General features: G+C 71.0%; 17 protein-coding genes. 7 read left to right on the top strand and 10 right to left on the bottom strand.

Annotated features, from left to right (window positions below):
* Complete coding sequence (locus A9977_RS30355; protein WP_183028526.1) at positions 1-189, top strand: DUF2970 domain-containing protein; 189 nt, start codon at positions 1-3, stop codon at positions 187-189.
* A 122-nt stretch (positions 190-311) separates the two neighbouring features.
* Positions 312-569, top strand: coding sequence for a hypothetical protein (locus A9977_RS30350; RefSeq protein ID WP_183028525.1), 258 nt, complete (start codon positions 312-314; stop codon positions 567-569).
* Between the two features lie 21 nt (positions 570-590).
* Here A9977_RS30350 and A9977_RS30345 read toward each other — a convergent pair whose 3' ends face one another.
* From A9977_RS30345 to A9977_RS30335, 3 genes are all read right to left on the bottom strand, one after another.
* Positions 591-2,024, bottom strand: coding sequence for a short-chain fatty acyl-CoA regulator family protein (locus tag A9977_RS30345; RefSeq protein WP_183028524.1), 1,434 nt, complete (start codon positions 2,022-2,024; stop codon positions 591-593).
* Between the two features lie 154 nt (positions 2,025-2,178).
* Positions 2,179-2,997: a dienelactone hydrolase family protein gene (locus A9977_RS30340; RefSeq protein ID WP_183028523.1), complete on the bottom strand. Its 819-nt coding sequence runs from the start codon at positions 2,995-2,997 to the stop codon at positions 2,179-2,181.
* Positions 2,994-3,458, bottom strand: a complete 465-nt coding sequence (locus A9977_RS30335; RefSeq protein ID WP_183028522.1) for a tautomerase — start codon at positions 3,456-3,458, stop codon at positions 2,994-2,996. Before A9977_RS30335 ends, A9977_RS30340 begins: the two co-directional genes overlap by 4 nt.
* A 93-nt stretch (positions 3,459-3,551) precedes the next feature.
* Between A9977_RS30335 and A9977_RS30330 the strand changes: the two genes are divergently transcribed.
* The 3 genes from A9977_RS30330 to A9977_RS30320 all read left to right on the top strand — a co-directional run bounded on the left by A9977_RS30330 (position 3,552) and on the right by A9977_RS30320 (position 6,461).
* Positions 3,552-4,541: a GlxA family transcriptional regulator gene (locus A9977_RS30330; protein WP_183028521.1), complete on the top strand. Its 990-nt coding sequence runs from the start codon at positions 3,552-3,554 to the stop codon at positions 4,539-4,541.
* A 99-nt stretch (positions 4,542-4,640) separates the two neighbouring features.
* The gene (locus A9977_RS30325) at positions 4,641-5,147 is read left to right on the top strand and encodes a hypothetical protein (protein ID WP_183028520.1); all 507 of its coding nucleotides are present in this window, start codon (positions 4,641-4,643) and stop codon (positions 5,145-5,147) included.
* A gap of 129 nt (positions 5,148-5,276) precedes the next feature.
* Positions 5,277-6,461 (top strand): metallophosphoesterase, encoded by a 1,185-nt coding sequence (locus A9977_RS30320; protein ID WP_183028519.1) that lies wholly within the window; start codon positions 5,277-5,279, stop codon positions 6,459-6,461.
* Here the strand turns inward: A9977_RS30320 and A9977_RS30315 are convergent, their stop codons facing one another.
* On the bottom strand, positions 6,462-6,956 hold the full coding sequence (locus tag A9977_RS30315) for a polyhydroxyalkanoate granule-associated phasin (RefSeq protein WP_183028518.1): 495 nt from the start codon (positions 6,954-6,956) through the stop codon (positions 6,462-6,464). It abuts the gene before it with no gap.
* 172 nt (positions 6,957-7,128) lie between these two features.
* Between A9977_RS30315 and A9977_RS30310 the strand changes: the two genes are divergently transcribed.
* Positions 7,129-7,701, top strand: a complete 573-nt coding sequence (locus A9977_RS30310; protein ID WP_183028517.1) for an acyloxyacyl hydrolase — start codon at positions 7,129-7,131, stop codon at positions 7,699-7,701.
* Between the two features lie 10 nt (positions 7,702-7,711).
* On the opposite strand, the gene A9977_RS30305 is transcribed toward A9977_RS30310, so the two are convergent.
* From A9977_RS30305 to A9977_RS30285, 5 genes are read right to left on the bottom strand one after another with little or no spacing between them, the layout of a single operon-like run.
* Positions 7,712-9,235 (bottom strand): UdgX family uracil-DNA binding protein, encoded by a 1,524-nt coding sequence (locus tag A9977_RS30305; protein WP_183028516.1) that lies wholly within the window; start codon positions 9,233-9,235, stop codon positions 7,712-7,714.
* 42 nt (positions 9,236-9,277) lie between these two features.
* On the bottom strand, positions 9,278-10,576 hold the full coding sequence (locus tag A9977_RS30300; protein WP_183028515.1) for a putative DNA modification/repair radical SAM protein: 1,299 nt from the start codon (positions 10,574-10,576) through the stop codon (positions 9,278-9,280).
* Between the two features lie 45 nt (positions 10,577-10,621).
* Complete coding sequence (locus A9977_RS30295; protein ID WP_183028514.1) at positions 10,622-11,611, bottom strand: lysylphosphatidylglycerol synthase domain-containing protein; 990 nt, start codon at positions 11,609-11,611, stop codon at positions 10,622-10,624.
* Complete coding sequence (gene clsB / locus A9977_RS30290; protein ID WP_183028513.1) at positions 11,611-12,846, bottom strand: cardiolipin synthase ClsB; 1,236 nt, start codon at positions 12,844-12,846, stop codon at positions 11,611-11,613. Before clsB ends, A9977_RS30295 begins: the two co-directional genes overlap by 1 nt.
* The gene (locus A9977_RS30285; RefSeq protein WP_183028725.1) at positions 12,843-13,571 is read right to left on the bottom strand and encodes an endonuclease/exonuclease/phosphatase family protein; all 729 of its coding nucleotides are present in this window, start codon (positions 13,569-13,571) and stop codon (positions 12,843-12,845) included. Before A9977_RS30285 ends, clsB begins: the two co-directional genes overlap by 4 nt.
* 296 nt (positions 13,572-13,867) lie before the next feature.
* Between A9977_RS30285 and A9977_RS30280 the strand changes: the two genes are divergently transcribed.
* Positions 13,868-14,281: a serine/threonine protein kinase gene (locus A9977_RS30280; protein ID WP_183028512.1), complete on the top strand. Its 414-nt coding sequence runs from the start codon at positions 13,868-13,870 to the stop codon at positions 14,279-14,281.
* Positions 14,282-14,356: 75 nt separating this feature from the next.
* Here the strand turns inward: A9977_RS30280 and A9977_RS30275 are convergent, their stop codons facing one another.
* Positions 14,357-14,902, bottom strand: a complete 546-nt coding sequence (locus tag A9977_RS30275) for a Spy/CpxP family protein refolding chaperone (protein ID WP_183028511.1) — start codon at positions 14,900-14,902, stop codon at positions 14,357-14,359.
* Positions 14,903-14,920 lie beyond the last annotated feature (18 nt).

The following is a 14,920-nucleotide window of genomic DNA, read 5'->3' as shown; positions in this document are numbered from 1 at the left end:
ATGTCCAACTTCCTTCGCTATCTCCGCGCAGTGCTCTGGGGCCTGATCGGCCTGGGCGGGCGGCGCGCGGCCGCCGACGCGCGCGTCGACCGGGCCGGCGCCGTGCCGATGATCGCCATCGCGCTGACCCTGGTGCTGCTGCTCGTGCTCGGGCTGATCGCACTCGCGCGCTTTGCGGCTGGCGGTTGAAACGCCGCGCGGTCTGCGCCTGCGCCTACGTGCGCCTGCAACCTCGGCCGGCCCGCGCGCGGCTCAGCCATCCGCTCAATGGGGGCGTTCATCCGCAGCATCCGCTGCCAAGGAGAAGACCCATGACTTCAAACACCACTCCCCCGGCCAACGAGGCCGCATCGGCCGCCACCGGCGAGCTGCACGAAGCACGCCTGGGCGACCGCGGCGCGGCCTCGGGTCGCAACATCGCGCAGAACCGCGCGATCGGCCAGGACGACCCGCTGGAGGGCAGCCGCATGGGCCGCGAGCAGCACAAGGCCAAGGGCTTCCCGGGTGACGGCGAACCCGGCAGCGGCGAAGGCACCGATGCGGCACAGACGCGCGAGGCCCAGGACTGACGAAGGCGCTGCGCGTGCGCCTCAGGCCGCGTCCATGCCCTCCGCCGGATAGGGCGCGAAGCGGCTCTCGTTCTCGCTGACATCCAGCGGCCGGCCCACGAAGGGGAAGGCGCGCTGCGGGCAGCGCACGCGCTCGCAGACCTTGCAGCCCATGCCGATGGGCGTGGCGATCTCGGGGTCGTCGAGGTCCATGCCGCGTGAATAGACCAGCCGCGGCGCATGGCGGATGTCGCAGCCCAGCGCGACCGAGAAGGTCTTGCTGGGCGCGCCGTAGCCGCCCTGGCCCGCGGACACGGTGCGCGCGATCCACAGGTAGGAGCGGCCGTCGGGCATGCGCGCGAGCTGGGGCAGGATCTTGCCGGGCTGCGAGAAGGCCTCGTAGACGTTCCACAGCGGGCAGGTGCCGCCGGTCTTGGAGAAGTGGAAGTGCGTGGCCGACTGCCGCTTCGAGATGTTGCCCGCGCGGTCGACGCGGATGAAGAAGAAGGGCACGCCCGGCGCGCCCGGCCGCTGCAGCGTGCTCAGGCGGTGGCAGATGGTCTCGAAGCCCACGCCGAAGCGGCGCGACAGCCGGTCGATGTCGTAGCGCAAGGCCTCCGCGGCCTTGAGGAAGGGCGCGTAGGGCAGCAGCAGCGCGCCCGCGAAGTAGTTGGCCAGGCCGATGCGCGCCAGCGTGCGCGCCTGGGGGTCCTGCTGCAGCTCGGGCGTGTCGACCAGCGCATCGAGCAGCGCCGAATGCTCGAGCAGCGCCAGCTGCGTGCCCAGCTGGAAGCCGAGCTGGCCCTTCTCGAGCGTGAGCGACAGGCGCAGCACCTTGCTGCCCGGGTCGTAGCTGCGCTGCCTGGCGTCCATGTCGTCGGGCGAAGGCACGGCGCGCACGCCATGGCGCTGGGCCAGGCGCTGCACCAGCCAGTCGGTCAGCGGCCCGCCCTGTGCATGGGCCTCGGTGGCCAGGGCCTCGGCTGCGCGGTCCACCGCGTCGAAGTGGTTCTGGTGGGTGAAGAAGAAATCACGCACGCGCTCGAAGGCCATGGGCCGCATCGGTGACAGTTCGGCGCGGTCGTCGCCCAGCCGCAGCGCGATCTCCTCCAGCCGCTGCACGGCATCGAGGTTGCGCCGGTGCAGCGCCAGCAGCGCGCGGCCCACCGCGGGCATCTGGGCAGCGATCTCGCGCAGCTCGGGCAGGGCCACGGCTTCACCGCCGGGGTTGTCGGCCAGCGCCTCCTGCATGCCCGCCACCAGCCGCGTTTCCTCGTCTTCGGAGAACTGCTGCACGTCCACACCCAGGGCGCGGCTGACCTTGAGCAGCACGCCCACGGTGAGCGGCCGCTGGTTCTGCTCGAGCTGGTTCAAATAGCTGGGCGAGAGGCCCAGCAGTTGCGCCATCGCGATCTGCGAAATGCCGCGTTCCGCGCGCAGCTTGCGCAGGCGCACGCCCATAAAGGTCTTCTTCATCGGCTGCCTTTGACGGCGGATGAATTCGCAACATTCGCAGAACTTCTGAATTTCATTCGCAAGTCTTCGCTGATGAGTATCGTGGGCACCCCGCGATTGTGCGTAGATTGCGAATCATGGCAAGCCCTGCGCGAAGGGCTGGCGAAGCCGGCTGTCAGCCCTGCAGTCGCATCGCCAGGAAGGCCAGGATCTCGTCACGCGCCGCCAGCGTGGGCTGGCCCTCTTCGTCGATGAGGTGCGCCGTCACCACGCTGTGCGGGCTGCGCACGTGCTGCGCGAAGAAGGGCGGCGGGTTCGGGTGGGCCGCCGCGTCCGGCAGGATGCGGGCCACGAAGCGCGGCCCCAGCGCGGCCGTGTAGGCGGCGAAGCGCTGGGCCCGGCAGAAGCTGTCGCCGTCGAAGCGGTAGGCCATCACCGTGAGGTCTTCGGCTTCGAGGCGGCGGCGCACGGTGGCCAGTGCGTCGGGTGCCATCTCGAGGCCCGCCGGGTCGTCGAGCGGCAGCGAAGGCTGGCACACCACCGGCGCCAGCACCGCCGGCTCGAGCATCATCGACAGCGCGAAGTTGCCGGTGAAGCACATGCCGATCGCGCCCACGCCGGGGCCGCCGCATTCGCCATGCGCCTGCCGTGCCAACGCCCGCAGCCATTGCGTGACCGGGCTCGAGGCATTCGACGCAAAGGCGCGGAACTCGGCGCTCACGCAGGCATGGCGGAAGATCGCCGCGCCTTCCTCGGCGCTGGGGATCGCGCCGTCGCGGCCGAACAGCGAGGGCATGTAGACCGTGAAGCCCGCCGCGCGCACCCAGCGGGCAAAGCGCGCGACATGCGGGCTGATGCCGGGCATCTCGGTCATCACGATCACCGCCGGCCCGCTGCCCGACACCCACACCGTCTTCGTCGCACCGTCGAGCGTGATCTCGCGACGCGCGAAGTCGTCGAGCGTGTCGTGCTGGTTCACGTCGCGCGCGTTCATGCCGCGGCCTCCGCCACCAGGTGCTGAAGGTGCGCATAGCCGGCCGCCTGCGCCAGCGCGGGCAGGGTCCACAGCACGCCGTTGCCGCCCCAGCAGCCTTCGGGCACCTCCTGCACGATCACCGAACTGTGGAGCCGTCGTGTGTCCTCGGCCGGCATCGCCTTCGCGAAGGCTTCATGCATCGAGCCCACGTAGAGTGCCCTCGATCGGGTATCGAGCACGCCCGCGGGTACCAGCGCCAGCGCGAAGAAGGTCAGCACCTTCGCGCCGACGTCGTGGCCACCGCAGGTCCACAGGCCTGCGTCGATCTCCTCGATCAGCACCCAGTACAGCGCACGGTGGCGCGGGTCGTCGGGCATCTGTTCCGCTCTGGCAGCGGCTTCCTGGATGTTCTGCGCGAGCTGCGCGCGCGCCTCGCCGGGGAAGGCGCCGCGGGGAATCTTGACAAGGATGTTGGGCATGGCCTTTTTCGTGGAAAGTCGAGTGCCCATTGAAGCGCCGGCGGCCCTAGACTTCGAGTGTCCACTTCGACATCTTTGATGCGCTTTCAGCCAATGAACGATTTCACGATCCTGGTGCTGCCAGGGAGCTATGCGAGCAGCGTGGCCACCACCCTGGCCCTGCTCGAGGCCGCATCGATGCTGGCGCCGCACATGAAGCTGGCCCGTCCGCGCTGGCGCGTGGTGTCGGTCGACGGGAACGCTGTGCCCTTGAGCAGCGGCATGCACGTCGAGGCCACGCCCCTGCCGAAGCGCCCGCGCGCCGACGGTTCGTGCTGGATCGTGCCGGGCCTGAACCTGGCCAGCCTGCAGACGCTGCAGAGTCGGCTCGCCGACGACGACATGCAGCGCGCGGCCCGCGCGCTGGCCGCGCATGCAGGCCGGGGCGGGGCGGTCGCGGCCTCGTGCTCGGCGGTGTTCCTGCTGCAGGCCGCGGGCCTGCTGGCCGGACGCACCGTCACCACCTCCTGGTGGCTGGCCCCGGCCCTTCGCAGCCTGGAACCGGGCTGCACGGTGGATGCGGACCGCATGGTCTGCGAGGACGGCCCGCTGAGCACCGCCGGCGCCGCCTTCGCCCAGACCGACCTGATGCTGCACCTGCTGCGGCGCCGCTTCGGCGTGGCGATGGCCGATGCGGTGGGCCGCAACCTGCTGATCGACGGGCGGCAGGCGCAGGGGGCCTTCGTGGTGCCGGCGATGCTGGCCAGCGGCCATGCGCTGGTCGCGCGCCTGGTGCGCCGCATCGAGGCGGCGCTGCCCCATCCGCCGACCGTGGAGGCGCTGGCGCAGGAATTCGCGATGTCTACCCGCACCCTGTCGCGGCATGTGCGGCAGGCCACCGGCAAGAGCACCATGGCCCTGCTGCAGAGCGTGCGCTCGAACCGCGCCCGGATGCTGATCGAGTCCAGCCGGATGACGCTGGAGCAGGTGGCCGCGCAGGTCGGCTACGAAGACGCGACCGCGCTGCGGCGGCTGATGCGCAAGGTCGCGGGCGGCAACCCAAGCCGCTACCGGCCGGCGGGCGGCCCGCCTTTGCCACCCTGAACGCCGCGAGATCAAGAAAAATCTAGGCGTAAACGCTGTACCTTGCCCGACTCTTGCTAGGGAAGAATTCCTGACGCAACCCTGGAACGACGGCACAGCATGAACTTCATCCGTACTTCGCGCCGCGCAGCGCCCCTCGTGGCCGGCGCCGCCCTCCTTTTCTGCGGCCTGATGTCAGCGCACGCTTCGGCCAATCCCCCCATCCGCATGGCCGATGGCGTGGAATACATGTGCGGCGGCGCCAACAAGGACGAAGCCAGCTTCCTCAAGATGGTGGCGCCGCGCTGGGCCGCCACGCTGGAGTTCGCGCTGGGGCAGGGTGCCCGCGGCGCCGCACCGGGCGACGTGCAGGTGCTGGTTCTCAACAAGTACACCGGCAAGCCCGTGATGGAAGCCACCGCCACCGGCCCGCTGATGCTGGCGCGGCTGGAGCCGGGCGATTACGCGGTCGAGGCCACGGTCGGCGGCGTCACGCTCACGCAGGAACTCACGGTGTTCAACGGCATGCCGACCTCGGCGCGCTTCGTCTGGCCGTCCAACATCGACGTGCCGCCGCTGAGCGGGCGCACCATGCTGACGCAGGGCGTCAGCGCGTCCAGCCACTGAACGCGGCCTGAGGCCCCCTCGGCGCCGCGGGCGCCGATTTCGTTTGGTGCCGGGCCTCCGGGGCCTTGAATGCGCGCCGGGCGGCTCACAGATGCGCTGCCGGGCGTCGCCCGTCTCTTCCGAATCCGCATGCCGCTTCGCCCCCTGTCCCTCCTCACCGCGCTGCTGCATGCCTACATCGGCCTGCGCCTGCTGCCCGCGCTGTGGGCCCTGAGCCCCATCGGCGCCCTGGCACTGCTGCTCGCCCTGGTCGTCTCGGCCGCCAGCATTCCGCTGCCTTTCGTGGGCCTGGGTTCGCGGCAGCGGCCGCCGCTGCACGACGCCTGGCGCTGGCTCGGCCTGCTGTGCATGGGCTGGTTCTCCTCGCTGCTGGTGCTCACGCTGGTGCGCGATGCGGGCCTGCTGCTCGGCTGGGCCGCGCAGGGGGTGGGCGTCCTGAGCTTCGACGGCGCATCGGCCCGCCGCTGGAGCGCGGCCGCGGTGCCGCTGCTGGCCACGGCGGTGACGGCGGTCGGCTTCTTCAACGCCCGCCGCACCGCACCGGTGCAACGCGTGGACGTGCCGATCCGCGACCTGCCGGCCGCATTGGTCGGCTTCTCGATCGTGCAGCTCAGCGACATCCACGTCGGGCCGACCATCAAGCGCGGCTACATCCAGCGCATCGTCGATGCGGTCAACCGGCTCGAGGCCGATGCGATCGCCATCACAGGCGACCTGGTCGACGGCAGCGTGGCCGAGCTGCGCGAGCACATCGCGCCGCTGGCCGACCTGCGCGCGCGGCACGGCACCTTCGTGGTGACCGGCAACCACGAGTACTACGCAGGCGCCCCGGCCTGGATCGTCGAGCTGCGCCGGCTCGGGCTGCGCGTGCTGCTCAACGAGCATGTGCTGCTCGATGCGCGTGGCGCCGCGGGTGCGCAGACCGACGAGGAGAGCGGCGACGCCACCCTGGTGCTGGCCGGCGTGACCGACTTCACCGCCGGGCATTTCGATGCCACGCAGGCCAGCGACCCGCAGGCGGCATTGGCGGGCGCGCCCGCCTCGGCCACCACGCGCGTGCTGCTCGCGCACCAGCCGCGCAGCGCGCCGGCCGCGGCGGATGCGGGCTTCCAGCTGCAGCTCTCGGGCCACACGCACGGCGGCCAGTTCTTCCCCTGGAACCTGTTCGTGCCGCTGCAGCAGCCCTTCACGGCCGGCCTGCACCGGCTGCGCGACATGTGGGTCTACACCAGCCGGGGCACCGGCTACTGGGGCCCGCCCAAGCGCTTCGGCGCGCCCTCGGAAATCACGCTGCTGCGGTTGGTCGCGGCCTGATCAGGCCTCGGCGTGCGCCAGCCGGCGCGCGTTGGCCGTGGCCCGCGCATGGATCGGCTTGAGGCCGCGCTGCACCACGCGCGCACCGACGCTGCCGATCTGCGTCGCGTTGGCGAGGGTGCGCTGGCCGGCGCTCAACAGCGCATGGCTGTGCGCCGCGGCCTGGGCCGGCGTCAGGCTGGTGGCCAGGCCCAACCAGGCCGTGGTGGCGCCCAGCCAGTCGCGCACCGTGCGCTGCGTGAGCGCCTGGCCGGTGGTGTTCAACTGATTGGCGATCGCGGCGCCCGATTCGCTGACCGCGGCCAGCTTCTCCTGGCCCATCAGCTGGAACTCGACCTGGTCTGCGGCGCTGGGCGCCAGCCCGGCCAGGGCCATGCGTTCGGTGCGCAGCTGGACCACAGCGACGGCGCTCAGCAGCATCTCCTGGGTCGTGAGGGCGACGTCGGCCCACAGCAGCAGCGGATTGAAGAACCGCGAGGAGAAAGTGGGGGACATGCAGGCGTTTCGACGTGGCAAAGGAAGCACTATAGGCCTGCGGCGCTCTTTATGCTGCGGTGCAGCAATTGAAAAAGAATGCGTCCTACCGCCGACCGAGACAAATGACCGGCGGCGTGGTTTTTCCGGTTGCGCGACAGTGGCGCGAACTCCTCACCCTCGAACAACAACCATGAAAAACAAGTTCATCGGGTCGCGCGCGGCGCTGGCCTTCGGCGCGCTGCTTTTCTGCGCCACCCAGGCGCTGGCGTATGGCGACGAGGCGCCGGCTTTCTACGTCGAAGGCGGGCACGCGCTGCATGGAGGGGCCGACACCGATGCGTGGGCGCTGGGCGCGGTGCTGCCCTGGTCGCCGAGCGGTGCCGGGGTGGTCAACGGCCGCTCCTTCGCCTGGGATGTGTTCGCCAGCCAGTGGCGCGCGCCCCACGTATTGGGCGACGGTCGCCGCAGTTATGCCCAGCTGGGCGTGATCGCCACCTGGCGCTACCGCTTCGACCAGGGCGCGTCGCCCTGGTTCGTCGAAGGGGGCCTCGGCGGCACGGTGATGAACCATGTCTACCGCACGCCCGAGCGTTCGTTCAGCACGGCCTTCCAGTTCACCGAGGTGCTGGGCGTGGGCCGCAGCTTCGGCGCGCGCGGCGAACACGAGCTGTCGCTGCGGCTGCAGCATGTATCCAACGGCGGCATCAAGAAGCCGAATCCGGGCGCCAACTTCGTCCGCCTGCGCTACCTCTACCGCTTCTGACGCAGCGGCCTCAACGCGCGGCCGTTTCGCCGGCCTCCGCGCGCACCACCTGCGTGGCCTTCGACAGATCCTCCAGCCAGGCGGCATAGGCTTCGTCGCGTTGCTGCGGATCGCCGCGCAGCAGCGCCGAGGGATGCAGCGTGACCAGCACCGGCTCGCCGCGCGGCCCGGTCTGCCACTGGCCGCGTTCGCGCATCACCGCCACCGGCCGCCCGAGCACCGCGCGCGCCGCCGTGGCGCCCAGCGCCAGCACCGCCTGCGGCCGCACCTGCGCCATCTCGCTTTCCAGCCAGTGCAGGCAAGCCTGCGCCTCCTGCTGCGTGGGCGTCTTGTGGATGCGCCGCTTGCCGCGCAGTTCGTACTTGAAGTGCTTGACCGCGTTGGTCACGTAAAGCGCCTCGCGCGACCAGCCCAGGTCGTGCAGCGCACGGTCGAAGAGCTGGCCCGCCGGGCCCACGAAAGGCCGGCCGCGCAGGTCCTCCTGGTCGCCCGGCTGTTCGCCCACCACCATCAGCGCCGCACCCACCGGGCCCTCGCCGAACACCGACTGGGTGGCGTGCGCGCCGATCGGACATTCGCGGCAGCGGTCGGTGGCGCGCCGCAGCTGGGCCAGCGCGGTGGCCGGATCGGCGGAGCTGTCTTCGTCGGCCAGCAGCGGCCGGGCGATGGGCACGATGCGCCGCGCCGGCACCGTGGCCGGCGCCTCGACCATGCGCTCGCTGCGCGCCGCCGCGTCGGCCGCGAGCGGCGCGATCAGCACCGCCTCGGGCAGGTTCTGCCAGTAGCGGCGCGGCATCTCCTTCTGCATCATCGCGAGCTTGAGCCGGGCCGGGTTGAAGATGTGGCGGTAGTAGGTGAGCCACAGCGCCTCGCCCGCATCGGCCGGCGGCGCGTCCTCGCGGCGCGCGCCGGGGCCGAAGTCGAGCCGGCCTTCGGTGGGCAACGCCTCGCCGCCTTCCGCGTCGGCGGCAGCCCCGGGATGCCATTGCACCGAACGCTCGGGCGTGAGGATGGCCCAGCGCATCGTCGCGAAGCGCCGCACGAAGAAGGGCGCGACGGCCTCGACGATGTGGTGGTCGGGCTCGAACCAGGCGACATGCAGCGTCGGTTCGCCATCGTCCTGCGGCAGCGGCCGGAAACGCACGAAGGCCTTCATCTTGTGCATGTCGCGCCGTACCGCCTGCGCCATGTGGTGCGCGCGCACGCGGTCGGCATCCAGTGGATCGCGGCGCAGCGTGGGCTCGTGCACCAGCCGCCAGAGCAGCCGGTAGAGCAGGCCGAAACGGTCCGGGTCGTCGTGCAGCACCACGGTCTCGCACAAGCGCACGAAGGCCGGCGGCACGATCGCCGAGGCGCTGCCCACGCCCTGCGCGCGCGGCGTCTCGAGCGCCGCGAACAGGTCGCTCTCGGCGCTGGCGCGGGTGTGCCAGACCACGTCTTCCGGCGGCACCTGGCGCGCCAGCAGTGCGCGCGCCTCGCCGCGAAAGCCGGGCCAGTCGGTGTCGCTCGAAAGCGTGACGGTGTGGGTTGCCATGCCGGCAATGTGGCGCGCACCGGAAGCACCCCTTGTAGGCATTCAGGCGGAAAAGAGCGAGGCCTGCACCGGCGCGGGCCGGAAGCGCGCGGCGAAACCGGCCGCGTCGAGCGCGCGGCCCGGCCGGTGGTCGGCCAGCAGCACGAAGGGCAGCACCTTCTTCAGCGGCACATGCAGCCGGCCCAGGTCGGCGCTGCGAAGCTGCCGCACGCGGCGCGCGATCAGCAGCCGCTCGACCGCCTTCACGCCCAGGCCCGGCACGCGCAGCAGCATCTCGCGCGGCGCGGTGTTGAGGTCGACCGGAAAGCGCTCGCGGTGCGCCAGCGCCCAGGCCAGCTTGGGGTCGACGTCGAGCGAGAGCATGCCGCCGGCCGCGCCGGCCTCGGTGTTGGCGGCGGCCGGCACGATCTCGTCGTGCGTGAAGCCGTAGAAGCGCATCAGCCAGTCGGCCTGGTAGAGCCGGTGCTCGCGCACCAGCGGCGGCGCGGCCAGCGGCAGCGACGACGAAGCATCGGGGATCGGGCTGAAGGCCGAGTAGTAGACGCGGCGCAGCCGGTAGGCGCCGTAGAGCTGCGCGCTGGTCGCGAGCAGCGCGCGGTCGTCGGCCGCGTCGGCGCCCACGATCATCTGCGTGCTCTGGCCGGCCGGCGCGAAGACCGGCGCGGGCGCGCGGCGCGGCGCGGCGCCGGGCATCGACATGACCGTGCCCGCGGCGGCGTCGCGGCGGGCACCCTTGGCATCGTCGATGTGCACCCGCATGCGCGCCATCGCGCGCCGGATGCCGGCACCGTCCTTCTCGGGCGCCAGCGCGGCCAGGCCGTCGGCCGTGGGCAGTTCGACGTTGATGCTGAGCCGGTCGGCATAGCGGCCGGCGCGCTGCAGCAGCTCGGGCGAGGCCTCGGGGATGGTCTTGAGGTGGATGTAGCCGCGGAAGTCGTGGTCTTCACGCAGCGCGCGCGCCACTTCCACCACCTGCTCCATCGTGTGGTCGGGGCTCTGGATGATGCCGCTCGACAGGAACAGGCCCTCGATGCAGTTGCGGCGGTAGAAGTCGAGCGTGAGCTGCACCACCTCGTCGGTCGTGAAGCGGGCGCGCGGCACGTTGCTGCTCACGCGGTTCACGCAGTAGAGGCAGTCGTACTGGCAGAAGTTGGTCAGCAGGATCTTGAGCAGCGAGATGCAGCGGCCGTCGGGCGCATAGCTGTGGCAGATGCCCGCGCCTTCGGTCGAGCCGATGCCGCGCCCGCCCACCGAGTTGCGCGCGCCCGTGCCGCTGGAGGCGCACGAGGCGTCGTACTTGGCGGCGTCGGCCAGGATGGCGAGCTTGCGATCGATGTTCACTGTACGAATATACAGTGATGCGAACAACCCTTGTCGCGGGTCGGCTCAAGCGACCGGCGTGCCCGCCGCGAGCCGCTTCGCACGCGCTTCCATCGCGAGGTAGCCCAGGGTGGCGATCGCCAGCGGCGCCAGGTAGTAGAGCGCGCGGTAGCCGATCAGCCCGGCCAGGATCTGGCCCGGCGGCAGCCGGTGCGAGAGCAGGGCGACGAACACCGCCTCGAGCACGCCCAGGCCGGCCGGCACGTGGGTGATCACGCCCGCGACCGCGCCCACCAGCAGCACGGCCAGCACCTCGGGGTAGGGCACCTGCCGCTGCAGCAGCAGCCACACCACGCCGCCCATCAGGCACCAGTTGGTGCAGGACATCAGCAGCTGCAGCAGCGCCAGGCGCAGCGCGGGCGGCTGCCAGGCATGGCCGCGCAAGTGCCAGGTGCGGTCGCTCGCGACCGCGCACAGCGCGAGGTAGGCCGCGGCCAGCGCCAGCAGCGCCGCGCCGAGGAGGCGCAGGCCGGAATTGCCGATCTTCCAGTCGGCCGGCAGGTCCAGCGGCCAGAAGCAGAAGGCGGTGCCCGCCACCACCATGTAGCCCAGCCAGTTGGTCAGCATGCTGAAGCCCAGCACGCGCGTGATGGTGGCGTTGTCCAGGCCCAGCCGCGAGTACAGCCGGTAGCGGAAGGCCACGCCGCCCACCAGCGAGCCCAGATTGAGGTTGAAGGCGTAGCTCACGAAGGTCACGGCCATCACGGTGCCGGCGCGCAGGCCGTGGCCGGTGATGTGCCGGCCCAGCAGGTCGAAGGTGCTGTAGAGCGTGAAGCTCAGCGCGACCAGGCCGCCCGCCATCGCCAGCGTGGAGGCCGGCAGGCGCGAAAACGCGGTCATCACCTCGTCCCAGTCGATGGCACGCGCCTGCTGCACCAGCAGCCAGGCCACGCCCGCGAAGAACACCCAGGTGCCGATGCGTTTGATCCAGGGCCAGGCCCGGCGCCAGGCACTGGCAGGTTCCGCCTGCGCGGTGCTCGCAGGCGCGGTGGCCATCACGCGACCTCGGTCGGCGTCGCGCCGGCCTGCGGGATCGGCGGCGGGTCGAGCGGCTTGAGGCGCGGCGCGTGGCGCGGCAGCCAGCCGGTGAGCGAGGGGTACCAGCGCAGCACGTGGAAGATGAAGAAGCTGCGCACCAGGCGCCAGCCGCTCCACTCGGTCAGGTCCTTGGCCTCGATCTGCTTGCAGCTGTGCGCCATCAGGTGGTCCAGCCGCTCGCTCAGCGTGCGGTTGAACTCGGCGTCGCGCACGATCACGTTGGCCTCGAGGTTGAGCGACAGGCTCAGCGGGTCGAGGTTGCTCGAGCCCACGGTGCTCCAGCGGTCGTCCATCACCGCCACCTTGCCATGCAGCGGCCGCTCGCAGTACTCGTAGATGCGCACGCCCGCGTTCAGCAGGTGGTGGTAGAGCAGGCTGGCCGCGGTCTTGACGATCGGCATGTCGGGCTCGCCCTGCAGGATCAGCCGCACGTCGACACCGCGCCGGGCCGCGCGCCGCATTTCCTTGATCAGCCGGTAGCCCGGGAAGAAGTAGGCGTTGGCGATCACGATGCGCTCGCGCGCGGTGCGGATCGCGGCGCGGTAGTGGCGCTCGATGTCGTTGGTGTGGCGGCGGTTGTCGCGCGTGACGAACTGCACCTGCGCCTCGCCCGCGGGCGCATTGACCTGGTCGTGGTGGGCCGCGCGCAGGCGGCGCCGGAACCAGCTCGGCCCCTTGCCGCCCACCGCGATCGCATGCAGCACGAAACGGTGGATCTCCGAGACGATCGGCCCGCCGATCTCGACCGCGTAGTCCTGCTTGGCCTGCGGGCCGAAATCCAGCAGGTGGTCGGCCGAGTAGTTGATGCCGCCCACGAAGGCCCGCTGGCCGTCGACCACCACGATCTTGCGGTGCATGCGGCGGAACACGTTGAGGCGCTGGCCGAACACGCGCCGACCCGGGTCGAACACCCGCACTTTGACGCCCACCGAGGTCAGGCCGCCGATGAATTCCGGCGACAGGTCGGGCGAGCCGAAGCCGTCGATCATCAGGTCGACCTTGACGCCGCGCTGCGCGGCCGAACGCAGGGCCGCATGCAGGCCTTCGCCGACCTTGTCCTCGAACAGGATGAAGGTCTCGACGATGACCTCGCGCTGCGCTTCGCGGATGGCCTCGAACACGCGCGGGAAGAACTGCTCGCCGTTCTCGAGCAGCTCGAGCCGGTTGCCCTCGCTCCACTGGCGCCCGTTCACAGCTCGATCTCCGCCACCAGCGGTGCATGGTCCGACAGGTGCGACCAGGGGCGCCGCGGCAGCACCACTGGCGAATGCACGCCCGCGTTGCGCACGTAGATGCGGTCCAGCGAGAGCACCGGGAAGCGCGCGGGAAAGGTTCGAGCCGCGGCGCCGTTGGCGTGCAGGAAGACCTCGCGCAGGCCCGCGCCATGGGCCAGCACCGCGTGCGCACGGCCGCGCCAGTCGTTGAAATCGCCGGCCACCACCAGTGGCGCATCGGGCGGTACCTCGTCGCGCACGATGTAGCAGAGCAGCTCGAGCTGCTGCTGGCGGTGCGACTCGGCCAGCCCCAGGTGCGCACAGATCACATGCACCTCGCCCACGCGGCCCGGCACGCGCAGGGCGCAATGCAGCAGCCCGCGCTTCTCAGGCCCGGCGATCGACACGTCGTGGTTGGTGTGATGGACGATCGGGAATTTCGACAGCACCGCATTGCCATGGTGTCCCTTGGGATAGACCGCGTTGCGGCCATAGGCGAACTGCGGCCACATGGTGTCGGCCAGGAATTCGTAGTGCGGGGCCTCGGGCCAGTTGCTGTGCTTGCGCGCATGGCGGTCGTGCGTGCCCTGCACCTCCTGCAGGAAGACCACGTCGGCGCCGACGGTGCGCACCGCATCGCGCAGCTCCGGCAGGATGAACTTGCGGTTGAGCGCCGTGAAGCCCTTGTGGGTGTTCACGGTCATGACCTTGAGCGATGCCGGCGCCCGCGCCAGCGGCGTGGAAGGCGGCACCGCGGCCTCGGCGGAAGGAATGGCGCTCACGGCAGGAAGAAGGGAAGAGAAAGCATCGGAACGGTTGTAGGGCCGCCCGCGCGTGTGCGCTGTAGGACGCCTCACCTTCTTCGACCCATGCCCCGCCACGTCCTACAGGCTGCCGTGCCCACGCCCCACAAAGGCGCACCGAAGTGGCTCCTACGGTGACTTCAGGGCGTCACGAGAGGCCCGCTCTTTGCCACTTTCAACATTCCAAGGACGACATCATGCGCAACCCCCTGATCCACGCCACCCTTCTCGCCGGCCTGATGGCCGCCGGCGCCGTCAGCGCCCAGGGTGTGGTGACCACGCCCTCCACCTCCGGCCAGCCCAGCACCGAGTCGCGTGCCGGCGTGCCCAATCCGACGCAGCGCCCGGACGGCAGCATGCCGGCCTCGCGCGAGGCGGTGAAGTCCGAGGCCCGGGTGCAGAACCGCAACCCGGCCAACAGCAACACGCCCGGCGGCGAGCCCAGCACCATGACCAACAACCAGCCCAACGCCACACCGCAGGTGATGAGCGGCACCACGCGCGCCGAGGTGCGCCAGGATGCGCTCAAGACCAAGCCGCAGTTCGGCGAGAAGGGCGAACGCCCGGAAGTCCCGACCAATCCCAAGACCTCGACCGGCACGCCCAAGTAAGCAAGCTGCGCCTCGAACGGTAAAAAGCCCGCGGCATCTCGCGATGCCGCGGGCTTTTTCATGGGCCCGGTGCGATCAGCCCTTGGGCGCGGGCGGCGGCGCGCGGTGGCCGTCGGGACCGTGGCCGCGGTGACCATGGCCGCGCGGACCGTGCTTCAGCGCCTCGGTGTCGAAGGTCTTCTGCTGCTCCGGCGTGAGCGCGGCGTAGAAGGTGCGGGTCGCATCGGCACGCTGGGCGAAGCGCGCGGCGCGCTCGCTCTGGCGGGCCTGCATGCGGTCCAGACGCTGCGGCGTGGTCAGCTTGGCGAACTCGGCGCGGGCCGCTTCGCGGTCGGCACGGGCGGCCGGTGGTGCCGGCGGCTGCGTGGCGGTGGTGAAGGTGGTCCAGGCGCCTTCCTGGGCCGCGCTGAGCTTGAGCTTGGCCTTGAGGTCCGCCAGGTGCTTGACGCGGCGTTCCTGCATGCGTTCGAAGAACTTGCCGTCGTGCGGCTTGTGCGCGCGCTGCTCGGTGCGCGCCTCGGGACCGGCGGGTGCGGCGGGCGGAGGCGTCTGCGCCGCGGCGGCGAAGGTGGCCGAGGCCAGCAGGCTGGCCCACAGGATGCGTTGACGTGCGGTGATCATGAGAGCATTTCCTTTCAG

Origin of the sequence: Variovorax sp. UMC13 (genome assembly GCF_014170375.1) — a bacterium.
Lineage (GTDB): Bacteria > Pseudomonadota > Gammaproteobacteria > Burkholderiales > Burkholderiaceae_C > Variovorax.
The sequence above is the reverse complement of the archived record's forward strand: the minus strand, read 5'-3'. Positions and strand labels throughout refer to the sequence as shown.

Excerpts from the sequence above, each read along its gene's own strand:
- A9977_RS30355 (WP_183028526.1), top strand. The coding sequence starts at position 1 with ATGTCCAACTTCCTTCGCTATCTCCGCGCAGTGCTCTGGGGCCTGATC.
- A9977_RS30330 (WP_183028521.1), top strand. The coding sequence starts at position 3,552 with ATGAACGATTTCACGATCCTGGTGCTGCCAGGGAGCTATGCGAGCAGC.
- A9977_RS30305 (WP_183028516.1), bottom strand. The coding sequence starts at position 9,235 with ATGGCAACCCACACCGTCACGCTTTCGAGCGACACCGACTGGCCCGGC.
- A9977_RS30325 (WP_183028520.1), top strand. The coding sequence starts at position 4,641 with ATGAACTTCATCCGTACTTCGCGCCGCGCAGCGCCCCTCGTGGCCGGC.
- A9977_RS30320 (WP_183028519.1), top strand. The coding sequence starts at position 5,277 with ATGCCGCTTCGCCCCCTGTCCCTCCTCACCGCGCTGCTGCATGCCTAC.
- A9977_RS30275 (WP_183028511.1), bottom strand. The coding sequence starts at position 14,902 with ATGATCACCGCACGTCAACGCATCCTGTGGGCCAGCCTGCTGGCCTCG.
- A9977_RS30280 (WP_183028512.1), top strand. The coding sequence starts at position 13,868 with ATGCGCAACCCCCTGATCCACGCCACCCTTCTCGCCGGCCTGATGGCC.
- A9977_RS30345 (WP_183028524.1), bottom strand. The coding sequence starts at position 2,024 with ATGAAGAAGACCTTTATGGGCGTGCGCCTGCGCAAGCTGCGCGCGGAA.
- A9977_RS30285 (WP_183028725.1), bottom strand. The coding sequence starts at position 13,571 with ATGACCGTGAACACCCACAAGGGCTTCACGGCGCTCAACCGCAAGTTC.
- A9977_RS30310 (WP_183028517.1), top strand. The coding sequence starts at position 7,129 with ATGAAAAACAAGTTCATCGGGTCGCGCGCGGCGCTGGCCTTCGGCGCG.
- A9977_RS30315 (WP_183028518.1), bottom strand. The coding sequence starts at position 6,956 with ATGTCCCCCACTTTCTCCTCGCGGTTCTTCAATCCGCTGCTGCTGTGG.
- A9977_RS30335 (WP_183028522.1), bottom strand. The coding sequence starts at position 3,458 with ATGCCCAACATCCTTGTCAAGATTCCCCGCGGCGCCTTCCCCGGCGAG.
- A9977_RS30295 (WP_183028514.1), bottom strand. The coding sequence starts at position 11,611 with ATGGCCACCGCGCCTGCGAGCACCGCGCAGGCGGAACCTGCCAGTGCC.
- A9977_RS30340 (WP_183028523.1), bottom strand. The coding sequence starts at position 2,997 with ATGAACGCGCGCGACGTGAACCAGCACGACACGCTCGACGACTTCGCG.
- A9977_RS30350 (WP_183028525.1), top strand. The coding sequence starts at position 312 with ATGACTTCAAACACCACTCCCCCGGCCAACGAGGCCGCATCGGCCGCC.